The organism is Pseudomonas sp. S3E12 (assembly GCF_001702295.1).
In the GTDB taxonomy this organism is placed as follows: domain Bacteria; phylum Pseudomonadota; class Gammaproteobacteria; order Pseudomonadales; family Pseudomonadaceae; genus Aquipseudomonas; species Aquipseudomonas marginalis.
Genome location: NZ_MBDT01000029.1, coordinates 140,192 through 164,380, shown reverse-complemented (window position 1 = coordinate 164,380; position 24,189 = coordinate 140,192). Strand labels below are relative to the sequence as shown.

The 24,189-nt window shown below is 62.9% G+C and carries 29 protein-coding genes; 24 read left to right on the top strand and 5 right to left on the bottom strand.

From position 1 onward, the window contains the following. Nucleotides 1-12 precede the first annotated feature (12 nt). Nucleotides 13-1,476: a protein adenylyltransferase SelO gene (gene selO, locus BB029_RS22380; RefSeq protein WP_065940815.1), complete on the top strand. Its 1,464-nt coding sequence runs from the start codon at nucleotides 13-15 to the stop codon at nucleotides 1,474-1,476. A gap of 18 nt (nucleotides 1,477-1,494) precedes the next feature. On the opposite strand, the gene BB029_RS22375 is transcribed toward selO, so the two are convergent. Both BB029_RS22375 and BB029_RS22370 read right to left on the bottom strand, forming a co-directional pair. Beyond that, nucleotides 1,495-1,896 (bottom strand): type II toxin-antitoxin system HigA family antitoxin, encoded by a 402-nt coding sequence (locus BB029_RS22375; protein WP_027604972.1) that lies wholly within the window; start codon nucleotides 1,894-1,896, stop codon nucleotides 1,495-1,497. A 6-nt stretch (nucleotides 1,897-1,902) separates the two neighbouring features. Next, complete coding sequence (locus BB029_RS22370; protein WP_065940814.1) at nucleotides 1,903-2,136, bottom strand: type II toxin-antitoxin system HigB family toxin; 234 nt, start codon at nucleotides 2,134-2,136, stop codon at nucleotides 1,903-1,905. 235 nt (nucleotides 2,137-2,371) lie between these two features. Between BB029_RS22370 and trxC the strand changes: the two genes are divergently transcribed. Continuing rightward, the gene (gene trxC, locus BB029_RS22365; RefSeq protein ID WP_027604974.1) at nucleotides 2,372-2,806 is read left to right on the top strand and encodes a thioredoxin TrxC; all 435 of its coding nucleotides are present in this window, start codon (nucleotides 2,372-2,374) and stop codon (nucleotides 2,804-2,806) included. Nucleotides 2,807-2,884: 78 nt separating this feature from the next. On the opposite strand, the gene BB029_RS22360 is transcribed toward trxC, so the two are convergent. Beyond that, on the bottom strand, nucleotides 2,885-3,655 hold the full coding sequence (locus BB029_RS22360; protein WP_065940813.1) for a ParA family protein: 771 nt from the start codon (nucleotides 3,653-3,655) through the stop codon (nucleotides 2,885-2,887). A 337-nt stretch (nucleotides 3,656-3,992) separates the two neighbouring features. Here BB029_RS22360 and BB029_RS22355 point away from each other — a divergent pair, with 337 nt between their 5' ends. The 20 genes from BB029_RS22355 to BB029_RS22260 all read left to right on the top strand — a co-directional run bounded on the left by BB029_RS22355 (nucleotide 3,993) and on the right by BB029_RS22260 (nucleotide 21,566). Next, on the top strand, nucleotides 3,993-4,712 hold the full coding sequence (locus BB029_RS22355; RefSeq protein WP_065940812.1) for a beta-ketoacyl synthase chain length factor: 720 nt from the start codon (nucleotides 3,993-3,995) through the stop codon (nucleotides 4,710-4,712). Next, the gene (locus BB029_RS22350; protein WP_065940811.1) at nucleotides 4,688-5,500 is read left to right on the top strand and encodes a 1-acyl-sn-glycerol-3-phosphate acyltransferase; all 813 of its coding nucleotides are present in this window, start codon (nucleotides 4,688-4,690) and stop codon (nucleotides 5,498-5,500) included. Before BB029_RS22355 ends, BB029_RS22350 begins: the two co-directional genes overlap by 25 nt. Next, nucleotides 5,478-5,747: a phosphopantetheine-binding protein gene (locus tag BB029_RS22345; protein WP_027604978.1), complete on the top strand. Its 270-nt coding sequence runs from the start codon at nucleotides 5,478-5,480 to the stop codon at nucleotides 5,745-5,747. The genes BB029_RS22350 and BB029_RS22345 overlap by 23 nt, the downstream gene beginning before the upstream one ends. 9 nt (nucleotides 5,748-5,756) lie before the next feature. Beyond that, on the top strand, nucleotides 5,757-6,011 hold the full coding sequence (locus BB029_RS22340) for an acyl carrier protein (protein ID WP_003187949.1): 255 nt from the start codon (nucleotides 5,757-5,759) through the stop codon (nucleotides 6,009-6,011). Further along, on the top strand, nucleotides 6,008-6,553 hold the full coding sequence (locus tag BB029_RS22335) for a hypothetical protein (RefSeq protein WP_065925689.1): 546 nt from the start codon (nucleotides 6,008-6,010) through the stop codon (nucleotides 6,551-6,553). The genes BB029_RS22340 and BB029_RS22335 overlap by 4 nt, the downstream gene beginning before the upstream one ends. Continuing rightward, entirely contained in the window at nucleotides 6,550-8,220 is a 1,671-nt protein-coding gene (locus BB029_RS22330) for an acyl-CoA synthetase family protein (protein ID WP_065940810.1), read from the top strand. Before BB029_RS22335 ends, BB029_RS22330 begins: the two co-directional genes overlap by 4 nt. Nucleotides 8,221-8,459: 239 nt before the next feature. Next, nucleotides 8,460-9,194 (top strand): glycosyltransferase family 2 protein, encoded by a 735-nt coding sequence (locus tag BB029_RS22325; RefSeq protein WP_065925691.1) that lies wholly within the window; start codon nucleotides 8,460-8,462, stop codon nucleotides 9,192-9,194. After that, nucleotides 9,191-10,126, top strand: coding sequence for a glycosyl transferase (locus tag BB029_RS22320; RefSeq protein WP_065940809.1), 936 nt, complete (start codon nucleotides 9,191-9,193; stop codon nucleotides 10,124-10,126). The genes BB029_RS22325 and BB029_RS22320 overlap by 4 nt, the downstream gene beginning before the upstream one ends. Beyond that, the gene (gene hutH, locus BB029_RS22315; protein WP_065940808.1) at nucleotides 10,110-11,651 is read left to right on the top strand and encodes a histidine ammonia-lyase; all 1,542 of its coding nucleotides are present in this window, start codon (nucleotides 10,110-10,112) and stop codon (nucleotides 11,649-11,651) included. Before BB029_RS22320 ends, hutH begins: the two co-directional genes overlap by 17 nt. After that, complete coding sequence (locus tag BB029_RS22310) at nucleotides 11,644-12,072, top strand: thioesterase family protein (RefSeq protein WP_065940807.1); 429 nt, start codon at nucleotides 11,644-11,646, stop codon at nucleotides 12,070-12,072. The genes hutH and BB029_RS22310 overlap by 8 nt, the downstream gene beginning before the upstream one ends. Beyond that, nucleotides 12,066-12,758 carry an outer membrane lipoprotein carrier protein LolA gene (locus BB029_RS22305; RefSeq protein WP_065940806.1) on the top strand — a complete coding sequence of 231 codons (693 nt, stop codon included), beginning with the start codon at nucleotides 12,066-12,068 and terminating at the stop codon, nucleotides 12,756-12,758. Before BB029_RS22310 ends, BB029_RS22305 begins: the two co-directional genes overlap by 7 nt. After that, the gene (locus tag BB029_RS22300) at nucleotides 12,748-15,060 is read left to right on the top strand and encodes an MMPL family transporter (protein ID WP_065940805.1); all 2,313 of its coding nucleotides are present in this window, start codon (nucleotides 12,748-12,750) and stop codon (nucleotides 15,058-15,060) included. The genes BB029_RS22305 and BB029_RS22300 overlap by 11 nt, the downstream gene beginning before the upstream one ends. Before the next feature lie 33 nt (nucleotides 15,061-15,093). Next, nucleotides 15,094-16,341 (top strand): NAD(P)/FAD-dependent oxidoreductase, encoded by a 1,248-nt coding sequence (locus BB029_RS22295; RefSeq protein ID WP_065940804.1) that lies wholly within the window; start codon nucleotides 15,094-15,096, stop codon nucleotides 16,339-16,341. Then, on the top strand, nucleotides 16,338-17,072 hold the full coding sequence (locus BB029_RS22290) for a class I SAM-dependent methyltransferase (RefSeq protein ID WP_065940803.1): 735 nt from the start codon (nucleotides 16,338-16,340) through the stop codon (nucleotides 17,070-17,072). The genes BB029_RS22295 and BB029_RS22290 overlap by 4 nt, the downstream gene beginning before the upstream one ends. Then, entirely contained in the window at nucleotides 17,069-17,551 is a 483-nt protein-coding gene (locus BB029_RS22285) for a hypothetical protein (RefSeq protein ID WP_065940802.1), read from the top strand. The genes BB029_RS22290 and BB029_RS22285 overlap by 4 nt, the downstream gene beginning before the upstream one ends. Then, entirely contained in the window at nucleotides 17,548-18,714 is a 1,167-nt protein-coding gene (locus tag BB029_RS22280; RefSeq protein ID WP_065940801.1) for a beta-ketoacyl-[acyl-carrier-protein] synthase family protein, read from the top strand. The genes BB029_RS22285 and BB029_RS22280 overlap by 4 nt, the downstream gene beginning before the upstream one ends. Then, entirely contained in the window at nucleotides 18,711-19,172 is a 462-nt protein-coding gene (locus BB029_RS22275) for a hotdog family protein (RefSeq protein ID WP_065940800.1), read from the top strand. The genes BB029_RS22280 and BB029_RS22275 overlap by 4 nt, the downstream gene beginning before the upstream one ends. Continuing rightward, on the top strand, nucleotides 19,169-19,897 hold the full coding sequence (fabG, locus tag BB029_RS22270) for a 3-oxoacyl-ACP reductase FabG (protein ID WP_065940799.1): 729 nt from the start codon (nucleotides 19,169-19,171) through the stop codon (nucleotides 19,895-19,897). The genes BB029_RS22275 and fabG overlap by 4 nt, the downstream gene beginning before the upstream one ends. Next, entirely contained in the window at nucleotides 19,897-21,123 is a 1,227-nt protein-coding gene (locus BB029_RS22265) for a beta-ketoacyl-ACP synthase (protein ID WP_065940798.1), read from the top strand. The genes fabG and BB029_RS22265 overlap by 1 nt, the downstream gene beginning before the upstream one ends. A gap of 26 nt (nucleotides 21,124-21,149) precedes the next feature. After that, entirely contained in the window at nucleotides 21,150-21,566 is a 417-nt protein-coding gene (locus BB029_RS22260; protein WP_065940797.1) for a hypothetical protein, read from the top strand. Nucleotides 21,567-21,646: 80 nt separating this feature from the next. Here BB029_RS22260 and BB029_RS33010 read toward each other — a convergent pair whose 3' ends face one another. Further along, nucleotides 21,647-22,084, bottom strand: coding sequence for a hypothetical protein (locus BB029_RS33010; protein ID WP_141696574.1), 438 nt, complete (start codon nucleotides 22,082-22,084; stop codon nucleotides 21,647-21,649). 183 nt (nucleotides 22,085-22,267) lie between these two features. Here BB029_RS33010 and BB029_RS33005 point away from each other — a divergent pair, with 183 nt between their 5' ends. Further along, nucleotides 22,268-22,453: a hypothetical protein gene (locus BB029_RS33005; RefSeq protein ID WP_141696573.1), complete on the top strand. Its 186-nt coding sequence runs from the start codon at nucleotides 22,268-22,270 to the stop codon at nucleotides 22,451-22,453. A 291-nt stretch (nucleotides 22,454-22,744) separates the two neighbouring features. Then, complete coding sequence (locus BB029_RS33000; RefSeq protein WP_141696572.1) at nucleotides 22,745-22,942, top strand: hypothetical protein; 198 nt, start codon at nucleotides 22,745-22,747, stop codon at nucleotides 22,940-22,942. A 293-nt stretch (nucleotides 22,943-23,235) separates the two neighbouring features. Here BB029_RS33000 and BB029_RS22250 read toward each other — a convergent pair whose 3' ends face one another. After that, nucleotides 23,236-24,129: a LysR family transcriptional regulator gene (locus BB029_RS22250; RefSeq protein WP_065940795.1), complete on the bottom strand. Its 894-nt coding sequence runs from the start codon at nucleotides 24,127-24,129 to the stop codon at nucleotides 23,236-23,238. Nucleotides 24,130-24,189 lie beyond the last annotated feature (60 nt).

Genomic DNA, 24,189 nt, shown 5'->3' with positions numbered 1-24,189 from the left:
TGGAGATGGCCGGTGAAAGCCCTCGACGAACTGACCTTCGACAACCGCTTCGCACGACTGGGCGACGCGTTCTCAACCCACGTACTGCCCGAGCCCCTCGACGAACCGCGCCTGGTGGTGGCAAGCAATGCCGCCATGGCCCTGCTCGACCTCGACCCTGCCGTGGCGCAAACGCCGGTATTCGCCGAGCTGTTCAGCGGCCATAAGCTGTGGGCCGAAGCCGAGCCGCGGGCAATGGTCTACTCCGGGCACCAGTTCGGCGGCTACACCCCGCAGCTGGGCGATGGTCGGGGATTGCTGCTGGGCGAGGTATACAACGAGGCCGGCGAGCATTGGGACCTGCACCTCAAGGGTGCCGGGATGACGCCCTACTCGCGCATGGGCGATGGCCGCGCGGTGCTGCGCTCGTCGATTCGGGAGTTCCTGGCCTCCGAAGCGCTGCATGCACTGGGTATCCCCAGCAGCCGTGCGTTGTGCGTGATTGGCTCCAGCACCCCGGTCTGGCGTGAGAAGCAGGAACGTGGGGCGATGGTGCTGCGCCTGGCGCCCAGCCATATCCGTTTTGGTCATTTCGAATATTTCTACTACACCAAGAAGCCCGAACAGCAGGCCGAGCTGGCCGAACACGTGTTGAACCTGCATTACCCCGAGTGCCGCGAACAGCCCGAGCCCTACCTGGCGATGTTCCGCGAAATCGTCGAGCGCAATGCCGAGATGATCGCCAAATGGCAGGCCTATGGTTTCTGCCACGGCGTGATGAACACCGACAACATGTCGATCCTCGGCATCACCTTCGACTTCGGGCCGTTTGCGTTTCTCGACGACTTTGACGCGCACTTCATCTGCAATCACTCGGACCATGAAGGACGTTACTCCTTCAGCAACCAGGTGCCCATCGGCCAGTGGAATCTCAGCGCGCTGGCCCAGGCGCTCACGCCATTTATCAGCGTCGATGCCTTGAAAGAAGCCCTTGGCCTGTACCTGCCGCTGTACCAGGCCCACTACCTGGACCTGATGCGCCGCCGACTGGGGCTGACCACCGCCGAAGACGACGACCAGAAGCTGGTGGAGAGGTTGTTGAAGCTGATGCAGAACAGCGGCGTGGATTACACCTTGTTCTTCCGACGCCTGGGCGACGAATCGGCAGCGCTGGCGGTGGCGAAGCTGCGCGATGACTTTGTCGACCTCACCGGGTTCGATGCCTGGGCCGAGCTGTACACGGCCCGTGTTGCGCGGGACGGGGATTATAGCGAAGAGCAGCGCCGTGAGCGGATGCACGCAGTGAACCCGCTGTACATCCTGCGCAACTACCTCGCACAGAACGCTATCGCCGCCGCCGAATCAGGCGACTACAGCGAAGTGCAGCGACTGCATGAGGTGCTTTCCAAACCGTTCGAGGAGCAGCCAGGGATGGAACGGTACGCGCAGCGGCCGCCGGATTGGGGCAAGCATTTGGAGATCAGTTGTTCGTCGTGATACGCGCCATGCCCACAGTTAGATGAACAGGTCGACCGGCACCTTGAAAAAATCCGCCAGCCAACGAATCTGTCGCACGTTCAGCTGGCGTTTTCCACTGAGGATTTCCGAGACCACCGATTGAGCACCCACACCCGGCAAATCACTCTGAGTCAGGCCATGCTCCTGCATCATTGATCGCAGTACGTCGACACCGCTCGCCTCAGGCATCGGCCAATGCTCCAGGTCATAAGCCTCGACCCAGTCACCGATGATATCGACCACGCCCATCAACGGATGGGCTTCGTCATCCCCGACGATGTCCAGTAATTCGTCGAGCGCCTCCACCAGAACATCGTAGTCAGCCTCGGTTTTGGGCTTGCGCAACAGGGGCGACACGAATTGCCAATGCTCGGCCACCTGCTCAATCAGCACACTCATTTTCAATCACTCCTTCCATTTACCCTTGTCGTATTCCCGATGGTCCAGCACATGCCGAATATAAAGCCGCTGCATTCGGTAGCGCCCCCACCTTATCCACTGCGGGAAAATCGATTTCAACGCCGCGAATTCCTCAGGATTGAGAACTTTGACTTTCCGATACCACTCATCCAAAGCACTGGCTGAATGAGGCCACTTCAACTTGGCACTTCTGATTTGTTTCGCACTGATTACACGCATGCAACATCCCTATCGCATATTGCTATGAAGGTTAAACCCGAACGCCGGCTATCGCAATTTGCTATGGCGCCGAACGGACCGATGGTGCTATTTCGAACAAGCACTTCCAGCCTAGATAGGCACGCGCCAATCGACATTTGCGAATCTGTTAGCACATGCGTCGCTACCCCCAAGCTTGATAAAGCTGATGCCTGACTCCAGATAGGGAGCATTGGCCACATCCACGGAGCCCACCATGTCCGAACCTCTCGTTATCCCCTGCCCCCATTGCAACGGCCTCAACCGCATCCCCGCAGAACGCCTGGGTGATACGCCCAAGTGCGGGCGCTGCAAGCAACCGGTTCTACTGGGCAAGCCTTTCGAGCTGAAACAAGGCGACTACGCCAGCCAGATCAAGGGCGACCTGCCGCTGCTGGTGGACGTGTGGGCCGATTGGTGTGGACCATGCAAGTCGTTTGCGCCGGTGTTTGAACAGGCGGCCGGGCAGCTGGAAGGCAAGTGCAGGCTGGCCAAGCTGGACAGCGAGGCCAATCAGCAGCTGTCGGCACAATTGGGGATTCGTTCGATCCCCAGTCTGATTCTGTTCAAGAACGGCCGCGAGGTTGCGCGCCAGAGCGGGGCGTTTCCGTTGCCGCAGCTGATGAGCTGGTTGCGAAGCCAGGGGGTGTAACCGGACCTGGAGAACAATGCTGGACAGTGTGGGAGGGGGCTTGTCCCCTCCCACAGAGGTTTTGTGTCGCCAGCAAAATCAGGCATTTTCCAGCAGGTTATGCAGCTCCACGAATTGCTGCGTGAGCTTGTGCCGTGGGTCGAGGTGGATCAGCGGCTTGTTCTCCTGGTGCGACTCGCGCATGCGCACCGAGCTGGCCAGGTACACCGGCAACACCGGCAAGCCCTCGGCAATCAACTCATCGAGTATCTGCTGCGGCAAACTCGCCCGTGCCTGGAACTGGTTGACCACGATACCTTCCACTTCGAGGCCTTCGTTGTGGTCTTCCTTCAATTCTTCGATTTCAGCCAGCAGGCCATACAGGGCCTGGCGCGAGAAGCTGTCGCAATCAAAGGGAATCAACACACGATCAGCGGCAATCAGCGCAGAAACCGCATAAAAGTTCAGGGCTGGCGGGGTATCCAGGTAGATCCGGTCGTAATCTTCGCTCAGTTCATCGAGCAGCTTTCGCAGCTTGTTGATCTTGTGCTTGGCCTCAAGCTTGGGCTGCAGGTCCGCGAGTTCGGCGGTGGCGGTGATGACGTGCAGGTTGTCGAAGGGGGTTTCGTAGATATCGACCTTGTTCTTCTTCGAAAACGGCCCGGAAGACAGGGTTTGCTTGAAAAAGTCCGCGATCCCCATGGGGATGTCGTCGCCAGTCAGCCCCGTCAGGTATTGGGTTGAATTGGCCTGTGCATCGAGGTCCACCAACAGGGTTCGATAGCCTTCGCTGGCGCTGACCGCCGCCAGGTTGCAGGCGATGCTCGACTTGCCAACACCGCCTTTTTGATTGAACACCACGCGCCGCATGGAAAAACCTCCGTGTATCAATGAATGTCCGAGTGTAGAGGGCAAAAGCGCCTGTTAGCTACCTCGTTCATCGATGCATTGCTGCATTGCATCGGGTCTGTCATATGTCGCGTACAAATGAAAAGGAAGTGTCCGACGATCCAAGTTGCCCCTCGTTGAAGGACAATCTGTAAACCTTCCCGACTTATTTGTAATCGGCCTTGCACAATTCTTTACCAAAGTTTGCTAGAACCCCGCAGCACCGGGATAATGCGCGCCACTCGGCGATTGCTCCTTGTCCCGGTATTCGGGGCCAAAAGCCGCACATGGAAGCCCGCAGGGGCGGGATAACTTCTCAGTGATCAACTTCAACATCGCCCAATGGCGCGCCTGGGCCCCCGGCCTGGAAAGCGCGGACGACTGGCACGCCTGGTGCCAGGCCCCGGTGTTGCTGCCTGCCAGCGATGCCTCGCCCGACGTGTCGTTCCTGCCGGCCATGCAGCGCCGCCGCCTGAGCCGCCTGGCGCGCATGGCGTTCAGCGTAGGCTGGCCGCTGGCCGACGGCCTGCAAGACTTGCCGCTGGTGTTTATTTCCCGGCATGGCGAAACCCCGCGCACCCTCGACATCCTCAGCGACCTGGCCAACGACCAGCCGCTGTCGCCGACCCAATTCAGCCTGTCGGTGCATAACGCGGTGATTGGCCTGTGGTCGATCCTGCGCAATGAAACCAGCGAAATGACAGCCCTCGCCGCCGCCGGCGATGGCCTGGAGCACGGCATGCTCGAAGCCGCGGCCCTGCTCAACGAAGGCGCTCCGGCGGTATTACTGGTCATCACCGAAGAACAGCCGCCCGAGGCCTACGCCAGTTGGATCGTTGACGTGCCGTTTCCCTACGCCCTCGGCCTGCTGCTGACACCAGGCGACGAGTGGCAACTGGAACTCAGCGCCGGCACTGTCCAACCCACTCAAACCCAGTGGCCCCACGCCCTGAACCTGCTGCGCGCCCTGCTTACCGAACAGGGCGCCTGCCAACATGCCTGGAAGAACCGTGTATGGAACTGGCAACGCAAGTCGTGAACGATAAGCCACGGGATGCCTACTACTGGCGCCTGTTCGCCACTGCCGCGAGCTTCTTCGTGTTCGGCGTCGGCGGGTTGTGCCTGCGCTTGCTGGTCTTTCCCCTGCTCAGCTGCCTGCCGGGCAACGTAGAAAGGCACCAGCGCCGCGCCCGCCATACCATCAGCAAGCTGTTCTGGTTCTTTATCCGCCTGATGCAGCGCGCCGGCGTGCTGACCTACAGCGTCGAAGGCGCCGAACGGCTCGGCCAGCCAGGCCAGATGATCATCGCCAACCATCCGTCGCTGATCGACGTGGTGTTCCTGATCGGCCTGATGCGCCAGACCAATTGCGTGATCAAGCAGAGCCTGTTTCAAAACCCGTTCACCCGTGGCCCGGTGCGCGACGCGGGTTACATAAGCAACGACGGCAGCGCAGACATGCTCGACGCCGCCGCCGACGCCCTGCGCCAAGGCCAGACGCTGATCATCTTTCCCGAAGGCACCCGCACCACACCCGGCGTGGCGCCCGCCTTTCATCGCGGGGCCGCCGCCATTGCCCTGCGCGGTGCGACAATCATCACCCCGGTAGTGATCAAGGTCAGCCCCACCACTCTGACCAAGGCCGAACCCTGGTATCGCATCCCTAAATGCCGTTTTCACTTCAGTTTGCGCGTGGGGGCCGATATAGAACCACAGGCGTTCGCAACACTGGGGCCCGCGCCCCAGGCCTCACGCAAGCTCAACGATTACCTGCACCACTATTTCATTAAGGAGCTCGCCGAAGATGAGCGACCAACACCGCCTTGAGCACGACATAAAGCTGTTGATCATCGAGGCCCTGGGCCTGGAAGACATCAGCGCCGACGACATCGGCAGCGACCAAACCCTGTTCGGCGAAGGCCTGGGCCTGGATTCGGTAGACGCCCTGGAATTGGGCCTGGCGATCCAGAAAACGTACGGCATCAAAATCGATGCCGACGCCAAGGACACCCGCAATCACTTCACCAACGTGGCCAGCCTTGCGGCGTTCGTCACGGCCAGACAGGCAGCTTGAGACCGGACCATGCAAACTCGTGACGATATTTTCAACACCCTGCGCGATGCCTTGGTGGAACTGTTTGAACTGCCCCCGGAGCGCGTCACCCTCGACGCCAACCTGTATCAGGACCTGGAGATCGACAGCATCGATGCCGTGGACCTGATCGACCATATCAAGCGCCAGACCGGCAAGAAGATCGCCGCCGAAGAGTTCAAGGCCGTGCGCACCGTCAACGACGTGGTTGAGGCGGTGTACCGTCTGGTCCAGCCTGCCGCATGAGCCGGCTGATCGGCCTTGGCCTGTTATTGGCGGGGCTGCTGTACCCGTTTGCGGTGTATTACGGCACCGAGCACTTTGCGCCCTGGCAATTCGGCCTGCTGCTGGGCAGCCTGTGGCTGCTGCGCGCGGTCACGGGTGCGGCACGCCCCGGCAGCCGCTGGATGGCGTTGGCGGTGATCGTGTTTTGCCTGGCCCTGGCCTGGTTCGACAACCCGCACCTGTTGCGCTGGTACCCGAGCCTGGTCAGTGCGTTCATGTTGGCGCTGTTCGGCCTGAGCCTGAAATACGGCCCGCCGATGGTGGAGCGTCTGGCGCGCATGACCGACCCGGTGCTGCCGCCGCACGCGATTGTGTATACGCGCCAGGTCACCGTGGTGTGGTGCGTGTTTTTTCTGTGTAATGGCCTGCTCGCCGCCGCCCTCACCCTATGGGCGCCGTTGAGCTGGTGGACGTTGTACAACGGCTTGATCGCCTACGGGCTGATGGGGCTGTTGTTTGCCGTGGAATGGCTGGTACGACAAAGGGTTCGAGGCCGCGTATGAATGGGTTGAATCTTGAGCATCTGTTGCTCGAGCCGCTGGAACAGCGTTTGGTGACCACCGAACCTGCAATGAATCACGCCCAGCTGTGGGAGCACTCCCTGAGCCTGGCCGCCGGGCTGCAAGCCCGTGGCATCCAGCGCCTGGCCCTGCACCTGGAAGACGCCGGCCTGCTGGCGATTGCACTGCTGGGCGCCTGGCGCGCCGGGGCCAGCGTACTGCTGCCCGCCGATCTGCAACCCCAGACCCGCCAACGCTGGGAGGCGGTTGTCGACGCCTGGCTGACTGAAGCGGCAGACCTGGACGCGCTGTATCAAGCACCGTTGAGCCCGGCTGCCCTCGACCTGGACACCTGCCAACTGAGCCTGTGCACCTCCGGCTCCAGCGGCGAACCCAAGCGCATCGACAAGACCCTGCGCCAGTTGGCCAATGAGGTCCAGGCCCTGGAAGCCCTGTGGGGCGCCGACCTGAAAGACGCCTGCATCATCGGCAGTGTCGCCACCCAGCACATCTACGGTTTGCTGTTCCGCGTGCTGTGGCCGCTGTGCGCCGGTCGCAGCTTTGTGCGCCGCCAGCTGGCGTTTCCGGAAGACATACAACGCGCCAGCCGCGAACACCCGCAATTCGCCTGGGTCGCCAGCCCGGCGCTGCTCAAACGCATGGGCGACAACCTCGATTGGCCGGCGCTGAGCCAGGTATCGCGGGTGTTCTCGTCGGGCGGCGCCCTGCCCATCGAGGCGGCCGGCAGTCTATACGAGCGCTTGCAGCAATGGCCAACCGAGATCCTCGGCAGCTCGGAAACCGGCGGCATCGCCTGGCGCCAGAGCGCGCAACCCTGGCAGCCGTTCGCCGACATACACCTGAGCCAGGACGCCGACGGAGCCCTGCGCATCGCCTCGCCGTACTTGCCCGTCGGGCACATAGAACAAACCGCTGACGCGGCGCGCATCCATGCCGATGGTCGCTTCGAGCTGCTCGGACGCCTGGACCGTATCGTCAAGCTGGAAGAAAAACGCATCTCCCTGCCCATGCTTGAGCAGGCGCTGATGACCCACCCGTGGGTCGTCGAAACGCGCCTGGGGGTGGTGCAGGAAAACCGCGCCTCCCTCGGCGCGCTGGTGGTGCTCAGTGCCGACGGCCTGCACGCCCTGCGCAACCAGGGCCGACGGACTGTCACCCAGACCCTGCGCCACCATTTGAGCCAGCATTGCGAAGCCCTGGCGCTACCACGTCGCTGGCGGCTGCTGCGCCAGCTGCCGCTGAATGCCCAGGGCAAACTGCCCCAGGGCGATGTGGCCGCGCTGCTGCTGGCGCCCCGGCCCAAGGCGCCGGAAGTGCTGGAGCAAGTCGAAGTCGATGGCGAATGGACCTTGCAACTGAGCGTGCCGCCGGACCTGGCCTATTTCAGCGGCCACTTCCCGGTCACTCCGGTATTGCCCGGCGTGGTCCAGGTGGAGTGGGCGTTCAACCTCGGCCAACAACTGCTCGATCTGCCCGCGACCTTTGCCGGCATGGAAGTGCTCAAGTTCCAGCAACTGGTGCGCCCCGGCGACCGTATCGAACTGCACCTGCGCTTTGACCAGGAACGCGGCAAGTTGTATTTCGCCTACCGCAACGGCGTCGCGGCCTGTGCCAGCGGCCGCATCCAATTGGAAGCCGCCCATGCATAAGCTTTTGTGTCGAGCGGGCTTGGTATGGCTAACGGGCATCCTGTGGCGAGCGGGCTTGCCCCGCGTTGGGCTGCGAAGCGGCCCCAAAACCTGCGCCGGAGGTCTGTCTGACACGCCTCGGTTACCTTACTGGGGCCGCTCCGCGGCCCAACGCGGGGCAAGCCCGCTCACCACAACAAGCCGGCTCACCACAACAAACCCGCTCGCCACAGGTTATTTACCAGACGCTGAGGGTTCCCATGCATAACCCCTGCGCCCTGATCCCGGTCTATAACCACGAAGCCGCCGTGCCCGCCGTGGTCCACAGCCTGTTGAACAGTGGCCTGCCGTGCCTGTTGGTGGACGATGGCAGCAGCCCGGCCTGCGCAGCGGTGCTGGCGCAACTGGCGCGGCTGGACAATGTCACCCTGCTGACCCTGCCGACCAATCAGGGCAAGGGCGGCGCGGTGATGGCCGGGTTTCGCGAAGCGGCACGCCTGGGCTTCAGCCACGCCTTGCAGGTCGACGCCGACGGCCAGCACGACCTGCGCGAAGTCGAGACGTTTATCGACGCGTCCCGCAGGCAGCCCAACGCAATCATCTGCGGCTACCCCGAATACGACGAAAGCGTGCCCAAGGGCCGTTTGTACGCGCGTTACCTGACCCATGTGTGGGTGTGGATCAACACCCTGTCGCTGCAGATCCGCGACTCGATGTGCGGCTTTCGCGTGTACCCGCTGGCACCGGTGCTAGCGCTGATGGACTCGGCCTATATCGGCACGCACATGGACTTCGACTCCGACATCCTCGTGCGCCTGGCCTGGCGCAACCAGCCGATGCGCTGGCTGCCGACCCAGGTGCATTACCCCGCCGACGGCCTGTCGCACTTCCGCCTGTTCCGCGACAACGTGCGCATCAGCGCCATGCACACCCGCCTGTTCTTCGGCATGTTGGTGCGTGCGCCGCTGATCCTGTGGCGACGGTGGCAGGCATGAGCGACAGCACCAAGCACTGGGCCGACCGCGAAGAGCGCGGCAGCTACTGGCTGATGAAATTCACCGCCCTCGCCGCCAAGGTCCTCGGCCGCCGCCTGCTGAGCCCGGTGCTGTATGGCATCGTGTTGTACTTCTTCCTGTTCGGCCGCACCGCGCGCCAGAGCGCCTGGCAATACCAGCAGCGCCTGGCCGACTGGAGCGGGCGCGATGAACTGCGCCCCAGCCAGCGCAGAGTCTTTGCCCAGTTCATGGCCTTCGCCGATGCCCTGCTCGACAAACTCGACGTGTGGAACGGCAAGCTGCGCCTGGAACAGATCGACATCAACGACCCGGCGAAACTGCGCGGGCAACTGCGTGGAGGGCGCGGGCAGATGCTGGTGGGCGCCCACCTGGGCAACCTCGAAGTGTGCCGCGCGCTGGCGGAAATCGGCGAACAGGTCACCATGAACGTGCTGGTGCACACCAAGCACGCCGAACGCTTCAACCGCCTGCTGGGCGAAGCCGGTGCCACCCACTTGCGCCTGATCCAGGTCAGCGAGCTGGACCCGGCCACCATGCTGCTGCTCAGCCAGCGCCTGGACGACGGCGAATGGCTGGCGATTGCCGGCGACCGCGTGCCCTTGCATGGCGGGCGCACGGTGCGCGTGGACTTCCTCGGCCATGACGCTGCCTTCCCCCAAGGCCCGTGGCTGCTGGCGGGCCTGCTGAAATGCCCGGTCAACCTGCTGATGTGCCTGAAACACCAGGGCCGCTATCGCCTGACCATCGAGCCTTTCGCGCAATTGATCGAATGGAAACGCAGCACCCGCGAGCAGGTCATCGCCCTGTGGACCGCGCGCTACGCCGCACGCCTGGGCCAGTTCTGCCTGGAAGCGCCCCAACAATGGTTCAACTTTTACCCTTTCTGGAAGACCGATGACGACGCATCTTGAGCCGGTAACCTTTGGCGAACGCCCCCTGCGCATCGAAGACGTGCTGGCCCTGGCCAACCGTCAGGTGCCTACCCAGCTGCAAGGCGATGCCGCGTATCGCCAGCGCATCGCCAAGGGCGCGCAGTTCCTCGACTCGCTGCTGGACAAGGAAGGCGTGATCTACGGCGTGACCACCGGCTACGGTGACTCCTGCGTGGTCGCGGTGCCGTTGCAACATGTCGAGGCCCTGCCCCGTCACCTGTACACCTTCCACGGTTGCGGCCTGGGCAAGTTGCTCGACGCCCAAGCCACCCGTGCGGTGCTGGCGGCGCGCTTGCAGTCGCTGTGCCACGGTGTCTCCGGGGTGCGCGTGGAACTGCTGGAGCGCCTGCATGCCTTCCTCGAATACGACGTACTGCCGCTGATCCCGGAAGAAGGCTCGGTGGGCGCCAGCGGTGACCTGACCCCGCTGTCCTACGTGGCCGCGACCCTGTCCGGCGAGCGCGAAGTGCTGTTCCGTGGCGAGCGTCGCCAGGCAGCCGACGTGCACCGCGAACTCGGCTGGGAGCCGCTGGTACTGCGCCCCAAGGAAGCCCTGGCACTGATGAACGGCACCGCGGTGATGACCGGCATCGCTTGCCTGGCCTTTGCCCGTGCCGACTACCTGCTGCAACTGGCCACGCGCATCACCGCGCTGAACGTGGTGGCGCTGCAAGGCAACCCGGAACACTTCGACGAGCGTCTGTTCGCTGCCAAGCCGCACCCGGGGCAGATGCAAGTCGCCGCCTGGCTGCGCAAGGACCTGGCGATCGACGCGCCGACCGCGCCGCTGCATCGCCTGCAGGATCGCTACTCGCTGCGCTGCGCGCCCCACGTCCTCGGCGTGCTGGCCGACAGCCTGAACTGGCTGCGTTCGTTTATCGAGATCGAGCTGAACAGCGCCAACGACAACCCGATCATCGACGCCGAAGAAGAACGCGTGCTGCATGGCGGGCACTTCTACGGTGGGCATATCGCCTTTGCCATGGACAGCCTCAAGACCCTGGTGGCCAACGTCGCCGACCTGCTTGACCGCCAGCTCGCCCTGCTGGTGGACGTGCGCTACAACCACGGCCTGCCGAGCAACCTGTCCGGCGCACCGGCGGACCGCGCGATGATCAACCACGGTTTCAAGGCGGTGCAGATCGGCACCAGCGCCTGGACCGCCGAAGCACTGAAAAACACCATGCCGGCCAGCGTGTTCTCGCGCTCCACCGAGTGCCACAACCAGGACAAGGTGAGCATGGGCACCATCGCCGCCCGCGATGCGATCCGCGTGCTGGAGCTGACCGAACAGGTCGCCGCCGCCACCCTGCTCGCCGCCAACCAGGGCGTGTGGCTGCGCGCCCAGGCCGACGACGCACGCCCGTTGCCACCGGCGCTGGCGGCCATGCATGTAGAGCTGGCCCAGGACTTCCCGCCGGTCATCGAAGACCGTGCCCTCGAAGGCGAACTGCGCCTGTGCCTGCAACGCATCGCCGAGCAACACTGGAGGCTGCATGCGTAGCCCTGGCGTACTGCACAGCGACACCGAAATCCTGGTGCCGTTTTTTGACGTCGACACCATGCACGTCGTCTGGCACGGGCATTACGTGAAGTACCTGGAAATCGCACGCTGCGCGCTGCTGGACAAGATCGGCCACAACTACACTGCGATGCTCGAAGCCGGCTACGCCTGGCCGGTGATCGACATGCAACTGCGCTATGTGCGCGGTGCGGTGTTCGGCCAGACGATCAACGTGCGCGCCAGCCTGGTGGAGTGGGAGAACCGCTTGAAGGTCAATTACCTGATCACCGACCTGGCCAGCGGCGAGCGCCTGACCCGCGCCAGCACTGTGCAGGTGGCGGTGGACATCGCCACTCGCGAGATGCAGCTGGCGTCCCCCAAAGTATTCACCGACGCCGTCGAAAGGGCCCTGAAATGCTGACCCCGTTCTCTGTAGGAGCGAGCTTGCTCGCGAAGATCGTCAACGATAACGCGGGTTTCCTGATCCCCCGCGGCGCTCTCGGGTTTTTCGCGAGCAAGCTCGCGCCTACAGTGTTGGTGTTGTTTGGTTTTTCGGGGGCGGCACACGCCTTCGACCTGCAACAACTCAGCGACCAACTGGCAAAGCCAACGGTCATTCACGGCAGCTTCATCCAGGAAAAACACCTGCGTGCGCTGCCGCAGCCGTTGGTCAGCAAAGGCACCTTCGTCCTGGCCAAGGACCACGGCCTGCTGTGGCTGCTGAAAACCCCGCTGCAACAGGACTACCGCATCAGCGCCCAGGGCATCGCCCGCCGTGACGCCAACGGCTGGCAACTGCTGCCGAACAAGAGCGCCGGTGCCGAACAGAACCGTCTGTTCCTCGCCGTGCTCCAGGGCGACAGCAGCGGCTTGCAGCGCGACTTCGAGCTGCAACTGCAAGGCGAAGCCCGGCAATGGAAGCTCACGCTGATCCCGCGCTCATTGCTGCTCAAGCAGGTATTCACCCAGATCAATATCGATGGCGGTGAGCTGGTGCAGAAGATCGAACTGCTGGAAACCCAGGGCGACAGCACCGTACTGCGCATGCAGGACAGCAGCGCCGGCCAGCCATTGAGCGACGCGGAGCAACACGACTTTGCCCAGTGAGCGCCTGCTGCCCCGCCTGTTCCTGATCCTGCTGGTGGCCGTGCTGGCCCTGGCCGGCTGGCAGTGGCGCCAGGGTGCACCGCTGTCGGCCAACCTGATGGAGCTGGTGCCGGGCAGTACGCCGGACGCCCTGGAACTGCAAGCCGAACAGCGCATGCAGGAGCCGCTCAACCGCGAAATGCTGGTGTTGGTGGGGCACGCCGATCGCCAGCAAGCGGTGGCCGTGGCCCAGCAATTGGGCGAGCGCTGGCAGGCCAGCGGCTTGTTCGAGAAGGTGCAATGGAACCTGCAAGCCGACCTGCCGGCGCTGCGTGAGCAGTTGCTGCGCGGACGGCTGGCGATGCTCTCGGCCAAGGACCGCGAACAGCTGATCGACCACCCCGACGCGTTCATCCAGCAACGAGTGCAGTCGCTGTTCGACCCCTTCACCGGCTTCAGCCTGGTGCCGAGCCAGGACGACTGGCTGGGCCTGACCGGGCGCATCCAGAACAGCCAGCCGCAGCACGGCTCGGTGCAACTGGACATCGGCAGCGGCGCCTTGATCGCCGATGCCGACGGCAAGAGCTGGGTGCTGCTGCGGGCACGCACCACCGGCAATGCCTTCGACATGAAACTGCCGCTGCAGGTGGCGGATCTGCTCCAGGCCAGCCGCACGCAGGCCGGCGAACACGGCGCGCAATTGCTCGCCGCCAGCGGTTTGCTTTACGCGGCGAACGGCCAGCAACAGGCCACGCGGGAAATCACCTGGGTCGGCGGTGGCGCCACCGTCGGCATCCTGCTGCTGCTGTTGCTGGCGTTCCGCCGCTGGCGAGTGCTGCTGGCGTTTGTACCGGTGCTGGTAGGCATGCTGTTTGGTGCCGTCGCTTGCGTGGCGCTGTTCGGCCATATGCATGTGATGACCCTGGTGCTCGGCTCCAGCCTGATCGGCGTCGCGGTGGATTACCCGCTGCACTACCTGTCGAAAAGCTGGAGCATGAACCCCTGGCGCAGTTGGCCGGCATTGCGCCTGACGCTGCCAGGGCTGAGCCTGAGCCTGGCCACCAGCTGCATCGGCTACCTGGCGCTGGCCTGGACGCCCTTCCCGGCCTTGACGCAAATCGCGGTGTTCTCCGCCGCGGGCCTGGTCGGCGCCTACCTGTCAGCGGTGTGCCTGCTGCCGGCACTGCTCAAGGGTGTCGAACTGCGCCCGGCACAATGGCCGCTGCGCGTCGCCGAGTGCCTGTGGCGGGTGCGGGCCGCCTTGCTCAAGCGTGTGCCCAGTCCGGTGCTGCTGGTGTGGGTGCTGCTGTTCTGCGCCGGCGGCCTTTGGCAGCTGAACAGCAAAAACGATATCCGCCAGTGGATCGGCGCGCCGCCGCAGTTGCTGCAAGAGGCACAGGCCGTGGCGCGCATTACCGGTTTCCAGCCCACCAGCCAGTTTTTCCTGATACGGGCCGACAACCAGTCGCAGTTGCTGGAGCGCAAAGCCGCCCTGGGCCAACGCCTGGACCAGTTGGTGAATATGGACAAGCTCCAGGGTTACCTGGCGCTCAACCAACTGGTCAGCCTGCCCGCCGAACAGCAGCAACTGCGCGACGCCCTGAGCACACTTCCACAACACTGGCAGCCGCTGCTGGACCTCGGCGTGCCCGCCGGCGCCCTGCAAGCCGAAGTCGCGCAACTGCAAGCGCTGCCCACCGAAGACATCGACGCTGCACTGGTGGGCCCCTTGGCCGAACCCTGGCGCACCCTGTGGCTGGGCCCGGTGGACGGCGGCGTGGCGGCCATGGTCAGCCTGCAGGGCTTGAACAACCCGGCGCTGCTGCGGGTGCAAGCCGTGGACCTGCCCGGCGTGCAGTTGGTGGATCGTCTCGGGGATTTGAACCGTGTGTTCGCCGACACGCAGATCAGCGCCGCCGAATTGAAGTTGATGTCGTGCGTGCTGATCGTGCTGTTACTGATCCTGCCGTTCGGCTTCGGCGGGGCCTTGCGCATCGTCGCCCTGCCGTTGCTGGCGGCGCTGTGCAGCCTGGCCAGCCTGGGTTGGCTGGGCCAGCCGCTGACCCTGTTCAGCCTGTTCGGGTTGCTGCTGGTCACGGCCATCAGTGTCGACTATGCGATTTTGATGCGCGAACAGATCGGCGGCCCCGCTGTCAGCCTTCTAGGGACGCTGCTGGCAGCGCTGACGACCTGGTTGTCGTTCGGCCTGCTGGCGGTGTCCAGTACCCCGGCAGTGAGTAATTTCGGCCTGTCGGTCAGCCTGGGCCTGGCATTCAGCTTTATGCTGGCGCCCTGGGCCGGCCAACGGAAACACGCCTCATGAATGTAGTTATCGCCAAAGCGGCAAGGAGCCCTCGTGCCCATAGTTGAAATGGAACGTCGCCAGGTGGTGGTGATTGGTGCCGGGCCATCCGGCGCGATTGCCGCCGCACTGCTCAAACGCAAAGGGCATGATGTATTGATCATCGAGCGCCAGCATTTCCCGCGCTTCTCGATCGGCGAAAGCCTGCTGTCACACTGCATCGATTTCATCGAAGAGGCCGGCATGCTCGACGCCGTGCAGGCGGCGGGATTCCAGGTAAAAACCGGTGCCGCGTTTGCCTGGGGCGAGCGTTACAGCGCGTTCGATTTCGGTGACACCTTCAGCAACGGCAAGCCCACTACCTTCCAGGTGCAGCGCGGCGAGTTCGACAAGTTGCTGGCCGATCAGGCAGCCCAGCAAGGCGTCGACATCCGCTACGGCGAAACCATCGTCGGCGTGGATTTCTCCGGTGAGTGCCGCTACCTGCATGTGCGCCGTGAGAACGGCAGCGAGTACCACATCAAGGCCAAGTTTGTGCTCGACGCCAGCGGCTACGGCCGCGTGCTGCCGCGCCTGCTCGACCTGGAGGCGCCGTCGAATTTCCCGCTGCGCCAGGCGGTGTTCACCCACGTTGAAGACCGCATCGAACACCCAGGCTTCGACCGCACCAAGATCCTGGTCACCACGCACCCTACGAAGCGCGATATCTGGTTCTGGACCATCCCGTTCAGCAACGGTCGCTGCTCGGTGGGCGTGGTTGCAGCCAAGGAGCATTTCGACGGTCGCGACGCTGACCTCGACGCCTGCCTGCGCGGCTTTATCGACGAAACCCCGAGCTTGTCCGGCGTGCTGGACAACGCCGTATGGGACACGCCAGCGCGCACCATCGGCGGCTACTCGGCCAACGTCAAAACCCTGCACGGCCCCGGCTTTGCGTTGCTGGGCAATGCGGCGGAATTCCTCGACCCGGTGTTCTCCTCCGGCGTGACCATCGCCATGCGCTCGGCGAGCATGGCCGCCGGCGTGCTGCATCGTCAGCTCAAAGGCGAGACAGTGGACTGGCAAACCGAGTTTGCCGAGCCGCTCAAGCGTGGTGTCGACACCTTCCGCTGCTATGTCGAAGGCTGGTATGCAGGCACCTTCCAGGATGTGATTTTCCACCCCGGCAGCTCACCGGACATTCGCCGGATGATCAGTTCGATCCTCGCCGGTTACGCGTGGGACGAACGCAACCCGTTTGTCAGCGAGCCCAAGCGGCGCTTGCGGATGTTGTCGGAAATTTGCGCGAGTGAACCGGTATGACGTCTCAATACCTGAGTAAAAACTACGTCGAAGAAACCCGCTTCGGCTTCTGGTTCCTGCGCAGCCATACCTGGCAGCACCATGTATTGCGCGTGGCAATCAACGACCTGCGTGGCCTGTTCACCGACCCGTTGCCCCAGGCGCCGGTGCTGCTGGACGCCGGTTGCGGCCAGGGCAAGTCATTCCAGTACTTGCAGCAGGTGTTTGCCCCCGCGCGCCTGATCGGTCTGGATGCCGACCCCCACAGCCTGGAACTGAGCAAGGCCGAAGCCGCGCGCCAGGGCCTGGCCATCGAATTGATCGGCAGTGACTGCGCCACCCTCGATGTGCCGGACGCCAGCGTCGACATCCTGTTCTGCCACCAGACCTTCCATCACCTGGTTGAACAGCATCGCGCACTCAAGGAGTTCTACCGGGTGCTCAAGCCGGGCGGTTACTTGCTGTTTGCCGAATCCACCGAAGCCTATATCGACACCTGGGTCATTCGCTGGCTGTTCCGCCATCCCATGCATGTGCAGAAAAGCGCCGAAGAGTACCTGCAGATGCTCCGCGAGCAGGGCTTTGAGTTCGGCCCGCAGAACGTTTCGTACCCCTACCTGTGGTGGAGCCGTTCCCGCGACTTCGGCCTGCTGGAGCGCTGGGGCCTGCGTAACCCGCCGCCGGTGGGCCAGCGTGAAGAAACCCTGGTCAACTGCGTGGCGCGCAAACCCCTGGCGAGCGCCGCACCATGATGCGCAGCCTGTTGATCGGTTGCCTGTTGCTGCTGAGCGCCTGCGCCAGCCAGGCGCCGCTGCCTGAAAAAACCCCGACCCTGGCCTTGCCGCTACAGCTGCATGTGCAGCGCCTGGCGGACGGCCAGAGCCAGGACTGGCTGCTGGTGATCCAACGCGAAGGCGGCGCAATCCGCTGGTCGATGATGGACCCCCTGGGCATTCCCCAGGCCCGGCAAAAACTGATCGATGGCCAGTGGCAGGCCGACGGCCTGCTGCCGCCCAATCCCCAGGCACGCGAGCTGTTTGCCGCACTCTTGTTTGCCTTGACCTCGGCCGATGACGTGCGCGCGCTCTACCCCGGCGCCCAGGCAATGGACCTCACACGCACCCTGCCGGGCCATTGGCAGATCGTCTACCAATCGTCAGAAGTCTTCAGTGTGAACATGAGCGGCCAGCCCTTGAGCTACCGCATCACGCCACTCGGTGCCGCCCGATGAGCGCCTACCTCAATGCCCTCGGCGTGATTTGCGCCCTCGGCCGTGGCCAGGCCGCCGTCAGTCGCAGCCTGTTTGCCGGCGACTGCTCGGGGATGCGCGCCGAAAGCGGCTGGGTACCGGAGCGCACGCTGCCGGTAGGCAGTGTGCACGGCGAGCTGGCGACCATCCCGACGCAACTCGGCCAGCAAAGCAGCCGCAATAATCAACTGCTGCTGGAGGCGGCGCTGCAGATCGAGGGCGAGATTCGCCAGGCGATCCACCGCTATGGCGCCTCGCGGGTCGGGGTCGTGCTCGGCACCAGCACCTCCGGCATCGACGAAGCCAGCCGCGGTATCGCCCAGTACCTGCGCGATCAGCACTTCCCCAGCGACTACGACTACCAGCAACAGGAACTCAGCGCCCCGGCGAATTTTCTCGCCGACTGGCTGCAACTGAGCGGCCCGGCCTATGTGATTTCCACCGCCTGCACCTCCAGCGCCCGGGCCTTGATGAGCGCACAACGCCTGCTCGACCTGGGAGTGTGCGACGCGGTGCTCTGCGGCGGCGTCGACAGCCTGTGCAAGCTGACCCTCAATGGGTTCGGCGCGTTGGAAGCCGTGTCCAACGAACGCTGCAACCCGTTTTCGGTGAACCGCAACGGCATCAATATCGGCGAAGCGGCGGTGCTGTTCCTGATGACTAAAGCGCCTGCGGCGATCGCCCTGCTGGGCAGCGGTGCGAGTTGCGATGCGCACCATATCTCCGCGCCGGAACCCACCGGCAAAGGCGCGTTGCAGGCGATGCGCAAGGCCCTGGCCAGTGCGAACGTGCAGCCCGGGCAGATCGGCTACCTGAACCTGCACGGCACCGCCACCCAACACAACGACGCCATGGAAAGCCTGGCCGTCGCCAGCCTGTTCCCCGACGGCGTGACCTGCTCGTCGACCAAACCCATGAGCGGCCACACCCTGGGCGCGGCCGGCGCGCTGGAAGCCGCGTTCTGCTGGCTGAGCCTGGCCCATGGCCGGGTGCCGCCCCATGTGTGGGACGGCCAGGCCGACCCCGCGCTGCCCGCCCTGCAATGGGCGCAGGCGGGGGACACCTTGGAAAAACGCTGCCTGATGAGCAACTCGTTTGCCTTCGGCGGCAACAATGTCAGCCTGATAATCGGAGAGGCCCCATGACCGATTGGCCACTCGCCGAACTGCTGCCCCACGCGGGCGACATGATCCTGATCGACCAGGTGCTGTCGTTCGATGAAGAGCAGATTCACACCCGCCTCACCGTCAAGCCCGGCGGCCTGTTCAACCGCCCTGACGGCAGCCTGCCGGCCTGGGTCGGCATCGAGTTGATGGCGCAGAGCGTCGCCGCCTACGCCGGCTGCCGTGCCCGTCAAAAGGGTGAAGCGGTGGAACTGGGCTTCCTGCTCGGCACACGCAAGTTCGAGTGCAACGTGGAACACTTCCCGGCCGGCGCCGAGTTGAACATCCACGGCCTGCGTTCCCTGGAAGACGACAACGGCATGGGTGTGTTCGAATGCCACCTCACCGGTAGCGGTATCCAGGCCAGTGCGCGCTTGAATGTATTTCGACCGCCCCAGGCGGCCAACTATTTAGATGAATCGAAGGACGAAACGCCATGACTGAACCCGTACTGGTCACCGGCTCCAGCCGTGGCATCGGCCGCGCCATTGCCCTGCGCCTGGCCCAGGCCGGGCATGACATCGTGCTGCATTGCCGCAACGGTCGGGCCGAAGCCTGCGCGGTACAGGTCGAGATCGAGGCCCTGGGCCGCCAGGCGCGGGTGCTGCAATTCGATGTGGCGGACCGCGCCGCGTGCAAGCAGATCCTTGAGGCCGATGTTGAGCAACACGGTGCTTATTACGGCGTGGTGCTCAACGCCGGCCTGACCCGCGACGGCGCCTTCCCGGCCTTGTCGGAAGACGATTGGGACGTGGTGATGCGCACCAACCTGGATGGCTTCTACAACGTGCTGCACCCGGTGATGATGCCGATGATTCGTCGTCGCGCAGCCGGGCGTATCGTGTGCATCACCTCGGTCTCCGGGTTGATCGGCAACCGTGGCCAGGTCAACTACAGCGCCTCCAAGGCCGGCCTGATCGGTGCGGCCAAGGCCCTCGCCATCGAACTGGGCAAGCGCAAGATCACCGTCAACTGCGTCGCCCCCGGCCTGATCGACACCGCCATGCTGGATGAAAACGTACCGGTGGAAGAACTGATGAAGATGATCCCGGCGCAACGCATGGGCACCCCGGAAGAAGTCGCCGGTGCGGTGAATTTCCTGATGTCGGCCGAAGCCGGCTATATCACGCGCCAGGTCCTGGCCGTGAATGGAGGCCTGTGCTGATGAAACGCGTCGTCGTCACCGGCATGGCCGGCGTGACCTCCCTGGGCAGCGACTGGGACACCATCGCCGCCAACTTCCGCGCCAACCGCAGCGGCATCCGACGCATGGACGAGTGGGAGCGTTTTACCGAATTGAACACGCGCCTGGCCGGGCCGGTCGACGACTTCGTCGTGCCCGCCCACTGGACGCGCAAGCAGCTGCGCAGCATGGGCCGCGTCTCGCGCCTGGCGGTGTGGGCGGCGGAGCAGGCGTTGCAGGACGCGGGCTTGCTCGGTGACGAGTCGATCAAGGATGGGCGCATGGGCGTGGCCTGTGGCTCGTCCACCGGCAGTACCGATGAGATCAAGGCCTTCGGCAATATGTTGCTGAACTCGGTGGCCGAGGGGCTCAATGCCAACTCCTACGTACGCATGATGCCCCACACCACGGCGGCGAATATCAGCATCTTCTTTGGCCTCACCGGGCGGCTGATCCCCACGTCCAGCGCGTGCACCAGCGGCAGCCAGGGCATCGGCTATGCCTATGAAGCGATCAAGTTCGGCCGCCTGCCATTGATGCTCGCCGGCGGCGCCGAGGAGCTGTGCCCCACCGAAGCCATGGTGTTCGACGCGCTGTATGCCACCAGCCTGAAGAACGACGCGCCGCAAACCAGCCCACGTCCCTACGACAGCGGCCGCGACGGCCTGGTGATCGGCGAAGGCAGCGGCATGCTGGTGCTCGAAGAGCTGGAACACGCACTGGCGCGGGGCGCGCATATCCATGCCGAGATCGTCGGCTTCGGCAGCAATGCCGACGGCCAGCACACCACGCGCCCGGAGCAGAAAACCATGCGCCGCGCCATGGAGCTGGCCCTGGAAGATGCGGGCCTGGAGCCTGCCGCCATCGGCTACGTCAACGGCCACGGCACCGCCACCGACCAGGGCGACATCGCCGAAACCCAGGCCACCAGCAGTCTGTTCGGCAACCGCATGCCCATCAGCTCACAGAAAAGCTTCCTCGGCCATACCTTGGGCGCCTGCGGTGCGCTGGAATCGTGGTTCAGCATCGAGATGATGAACCGCGACCAGTACGTGCACACCTTCAACCTGGACTCCGTCGACCCGCAATGCGGCGAGCTGGATTACCTGCAGGGTGAGTTTCGCGAGATGCACCACGACTACGTGATGAACAACAACTTTGCCTTTGGCGGCGTCAATACGTCGCTGATCTTCCGCCGCTGGTCCTGACTTTTTAATCGATTGGAGAATACGGAATGTCTTCCTTGCTACGCGCTACGCTGATCACCCTGGCCCTGCTGACCACCGCCGGCTGTACCAGTAAACCGATCCTCAACACCCAGCACGACCTGCCGGCCAACGCCCAGGTCAGTGAAGAGAAAATGAAAACGGTGATCGTCAACGCCCTGCAAAAACGCGAATGGACGGTGCAACGCCTGAGCCCGCAGCTGGTGCAGGCCGAGATCACCGTGCGCAACCAGTACTACGCGGCCATCGACATCCGCTACACCCGCAATAGCTACGCCATCACCTACCGCGACAGCCGCGAGCTGGGCTACAAGGACGGCAAGATCCATCGCAACTACAACCGTTGGGTGAGCATGCTGGACCGCGACATCATGGCCGCATTGCGCGCCAGTGGCATGAACGTGACAGAACCGGCGACGCCATGAGTTACGTAGCACGCAGAGCGGGGTAATTAGCAGCAAAACCCTGCCGACCACGGCAGGGTTCATTGATAACGGCACGTTCCTCAATAACTAATGCTTCCGCCGCCTTCCTGGCTGATTTGAATACTGTTGCCGTTATTTCCGTTGTTCCCGTTGTTCCCGTTGTTCCCGTTGTTCCCGCTATTGACATAGCGGCTATTTCCGCCGGTGTTTCCATTATTGCCATAGTTGCCATAATTACCGTAATCACCGACAGCATTACTGTTACCATTATTACCGTTATTACCTCGGTTTTCATAGTTACTCATATTACCACTATTGGCATTATTCCCATAATTGCCGTAGTTACCACTCCCGCCAATCACCCCACGATTATTATTATTGCCATTATTGCCGTGGTTCTCATAAACAGACTTCACCCCGGTGTTGTCATTGTTCCCATAATTACCGTAGTTACCCGCCCCCGAAGAGTTACCGTATCCCGCGTATGCCGCCTGACCTACCTGACCTGTCGAACTCATCTAACACCTCACACTCAGAATTGAAGTTTATTAGGATACAGCAAGCTGGCCGAACCCTTAATTGCAATGAGAAAACAATAAAACTGTCGACACTGCACAAACACAACGCGCACAGTGACAGACGGACCCTTCAATCCAGGGCGTCTCGTCATACCTCCAAAATAACGTATAAGTGAAACAGACTTGTCAAACCCCTATACGACGACCGCTATCGCTGCCTGGCAGCAGGGCAGCCAGGCGATTGCCGTTATTACCGTTGTCACCTTGATTTTCATAGCGGCTATTGCTGCCACTGTTACCATTGTTTCCATAGTTGCCAAAATTACTGCCGTTCATACTATTGCTGCCATTATTGGTGTTTATGCTTAACTGACCAATATTTATATTAACGTTATAGTTAATCGTGACGGCCTGAGGTTTGTTTCCCTGACCAGCATCTGCCTCGTTCGGGCGAATGCCTGCACCGGTATTCCCCAGGGGGTTGCTTCGCTGATTCGGGCCTGCCGTAGTTGGCCCCTGACAATGCCGCTGCGCCCCAATGCCATTCTGGCCAGGACCAGTTCCCTGGCGTGTGTTGGCCTCGTTTGGACGGGTGCCTGCACCCGGATTTCCCCGAACATTGTTCCGTTGCTCTTGGCCTGGTGTATTTTGCGACTGACGATGCTGCCCCCCAACGCCACTTCGGCATGGGCCGGTTTCTTGGCGTTGAACTGCCTCGTACGGGCGAATGCCTGCTCCCGTGTGTCCCTGCTGCCCATAGCCTATAGGGCTTTGCCCCTCACGATGCGCGGTGGCGCCAACGCGCTGCCGGCTCCCACCACCACCACCACCACCACCACCACCACCACTTTGACCTGAACGGGTTACTGGACCCCCACCCTGTATTCCAAGTCGCCACAGCAACCAGTCAAGCTCAGCGCGTTCAAAACTTGCGGCGGTGGGTCCAGCGCCTCGAGAACCTGCGATCATATGAACCTCCCCCACATCGGGTATTTCAATACGAAACCTTCGGCAGGATCAGTGGCTATTCGCACAAGAAGGGTTCCAGCTTTCCCATACGAAAACTACGAACAGCCCATCTGAAAAAACGATTTTGGAGCCCACTTCAAATCAGGGATCTGACTCACCAAACGCCGTATTTCAATGCATGCCTAGATCACAGCTTTACGCGTCAACAACTCCACAAACGCCTTCGCCATCGGCGTCTGCACGCCTTTGCGCTGCACCAGCCATACCGCCGTCACCGCCTCCTGATCCAGCAAGGTGCGATACACCACGCCATCGATCCGTATCCGTTGGTATGACGCCGGCAGCACCGACACGCCCAAGCCCGCCGCCACCAAACCGATGATGGTCATCGCCTCCCCCGCTTCCTGGGCGAAGTGCGGGCTGAACCCGGCGTCACGACACAGACTGAGCAACTGCGCATAAAGACCACTGCCGTAAGTGCGCGGGAAAAATACGAATGGCTCTTGCGCCAGTTGCGCCAGGGGCAACCCGCGCTCAGTGCCTTGCACCAATGGGTGGTCGGCATTCAGGACAGCGACCAGCGGTTCACGCATCAGCTCGATCACACTCAACGAGTCCGGCAGCGGCAACGGGCGCATCAGCCCAACCTGAATCGAGTCATCCACTAATGACTCGGCCACTTCCGTGCTGCTCATTTCCTGCAGATTCAGGTGCACGGCGGGGAAGGCCTGGCGAAACGCAAAGATCGCCTGGGGGATGCTGGCGTTGAACGGCGCCGACGAGGTGAAGCCGATCTTCAGCTCGCCCAGCTCCCCCAGCTGCGCGCGGCGGGCCACATCCGCCGCCTTGTCGACCTGGGCCAGTACCAGCCGCGCCTCGTGCAGGAACAAGCGTCCGGCCTCGCTCAGCTCGACCCGACGATTGGTACGCTCAAACAAGCGCGCGCCCACCTCCTGCTCCAGCGCCTGGATCTGCTGGCTCAACGGCGGTTGCGAGATGCCCAGCACCTGCGCGGCGCGGCCGAAGTGCAGTTCTTCGGCAACGGCAATGAAGTACCGCAGGTGACGTAATTCCATGCCAGCCTCATTAGGTCGTAAAAGCTATCAAACAGGTCGAACAATATATTGGAAAGAATC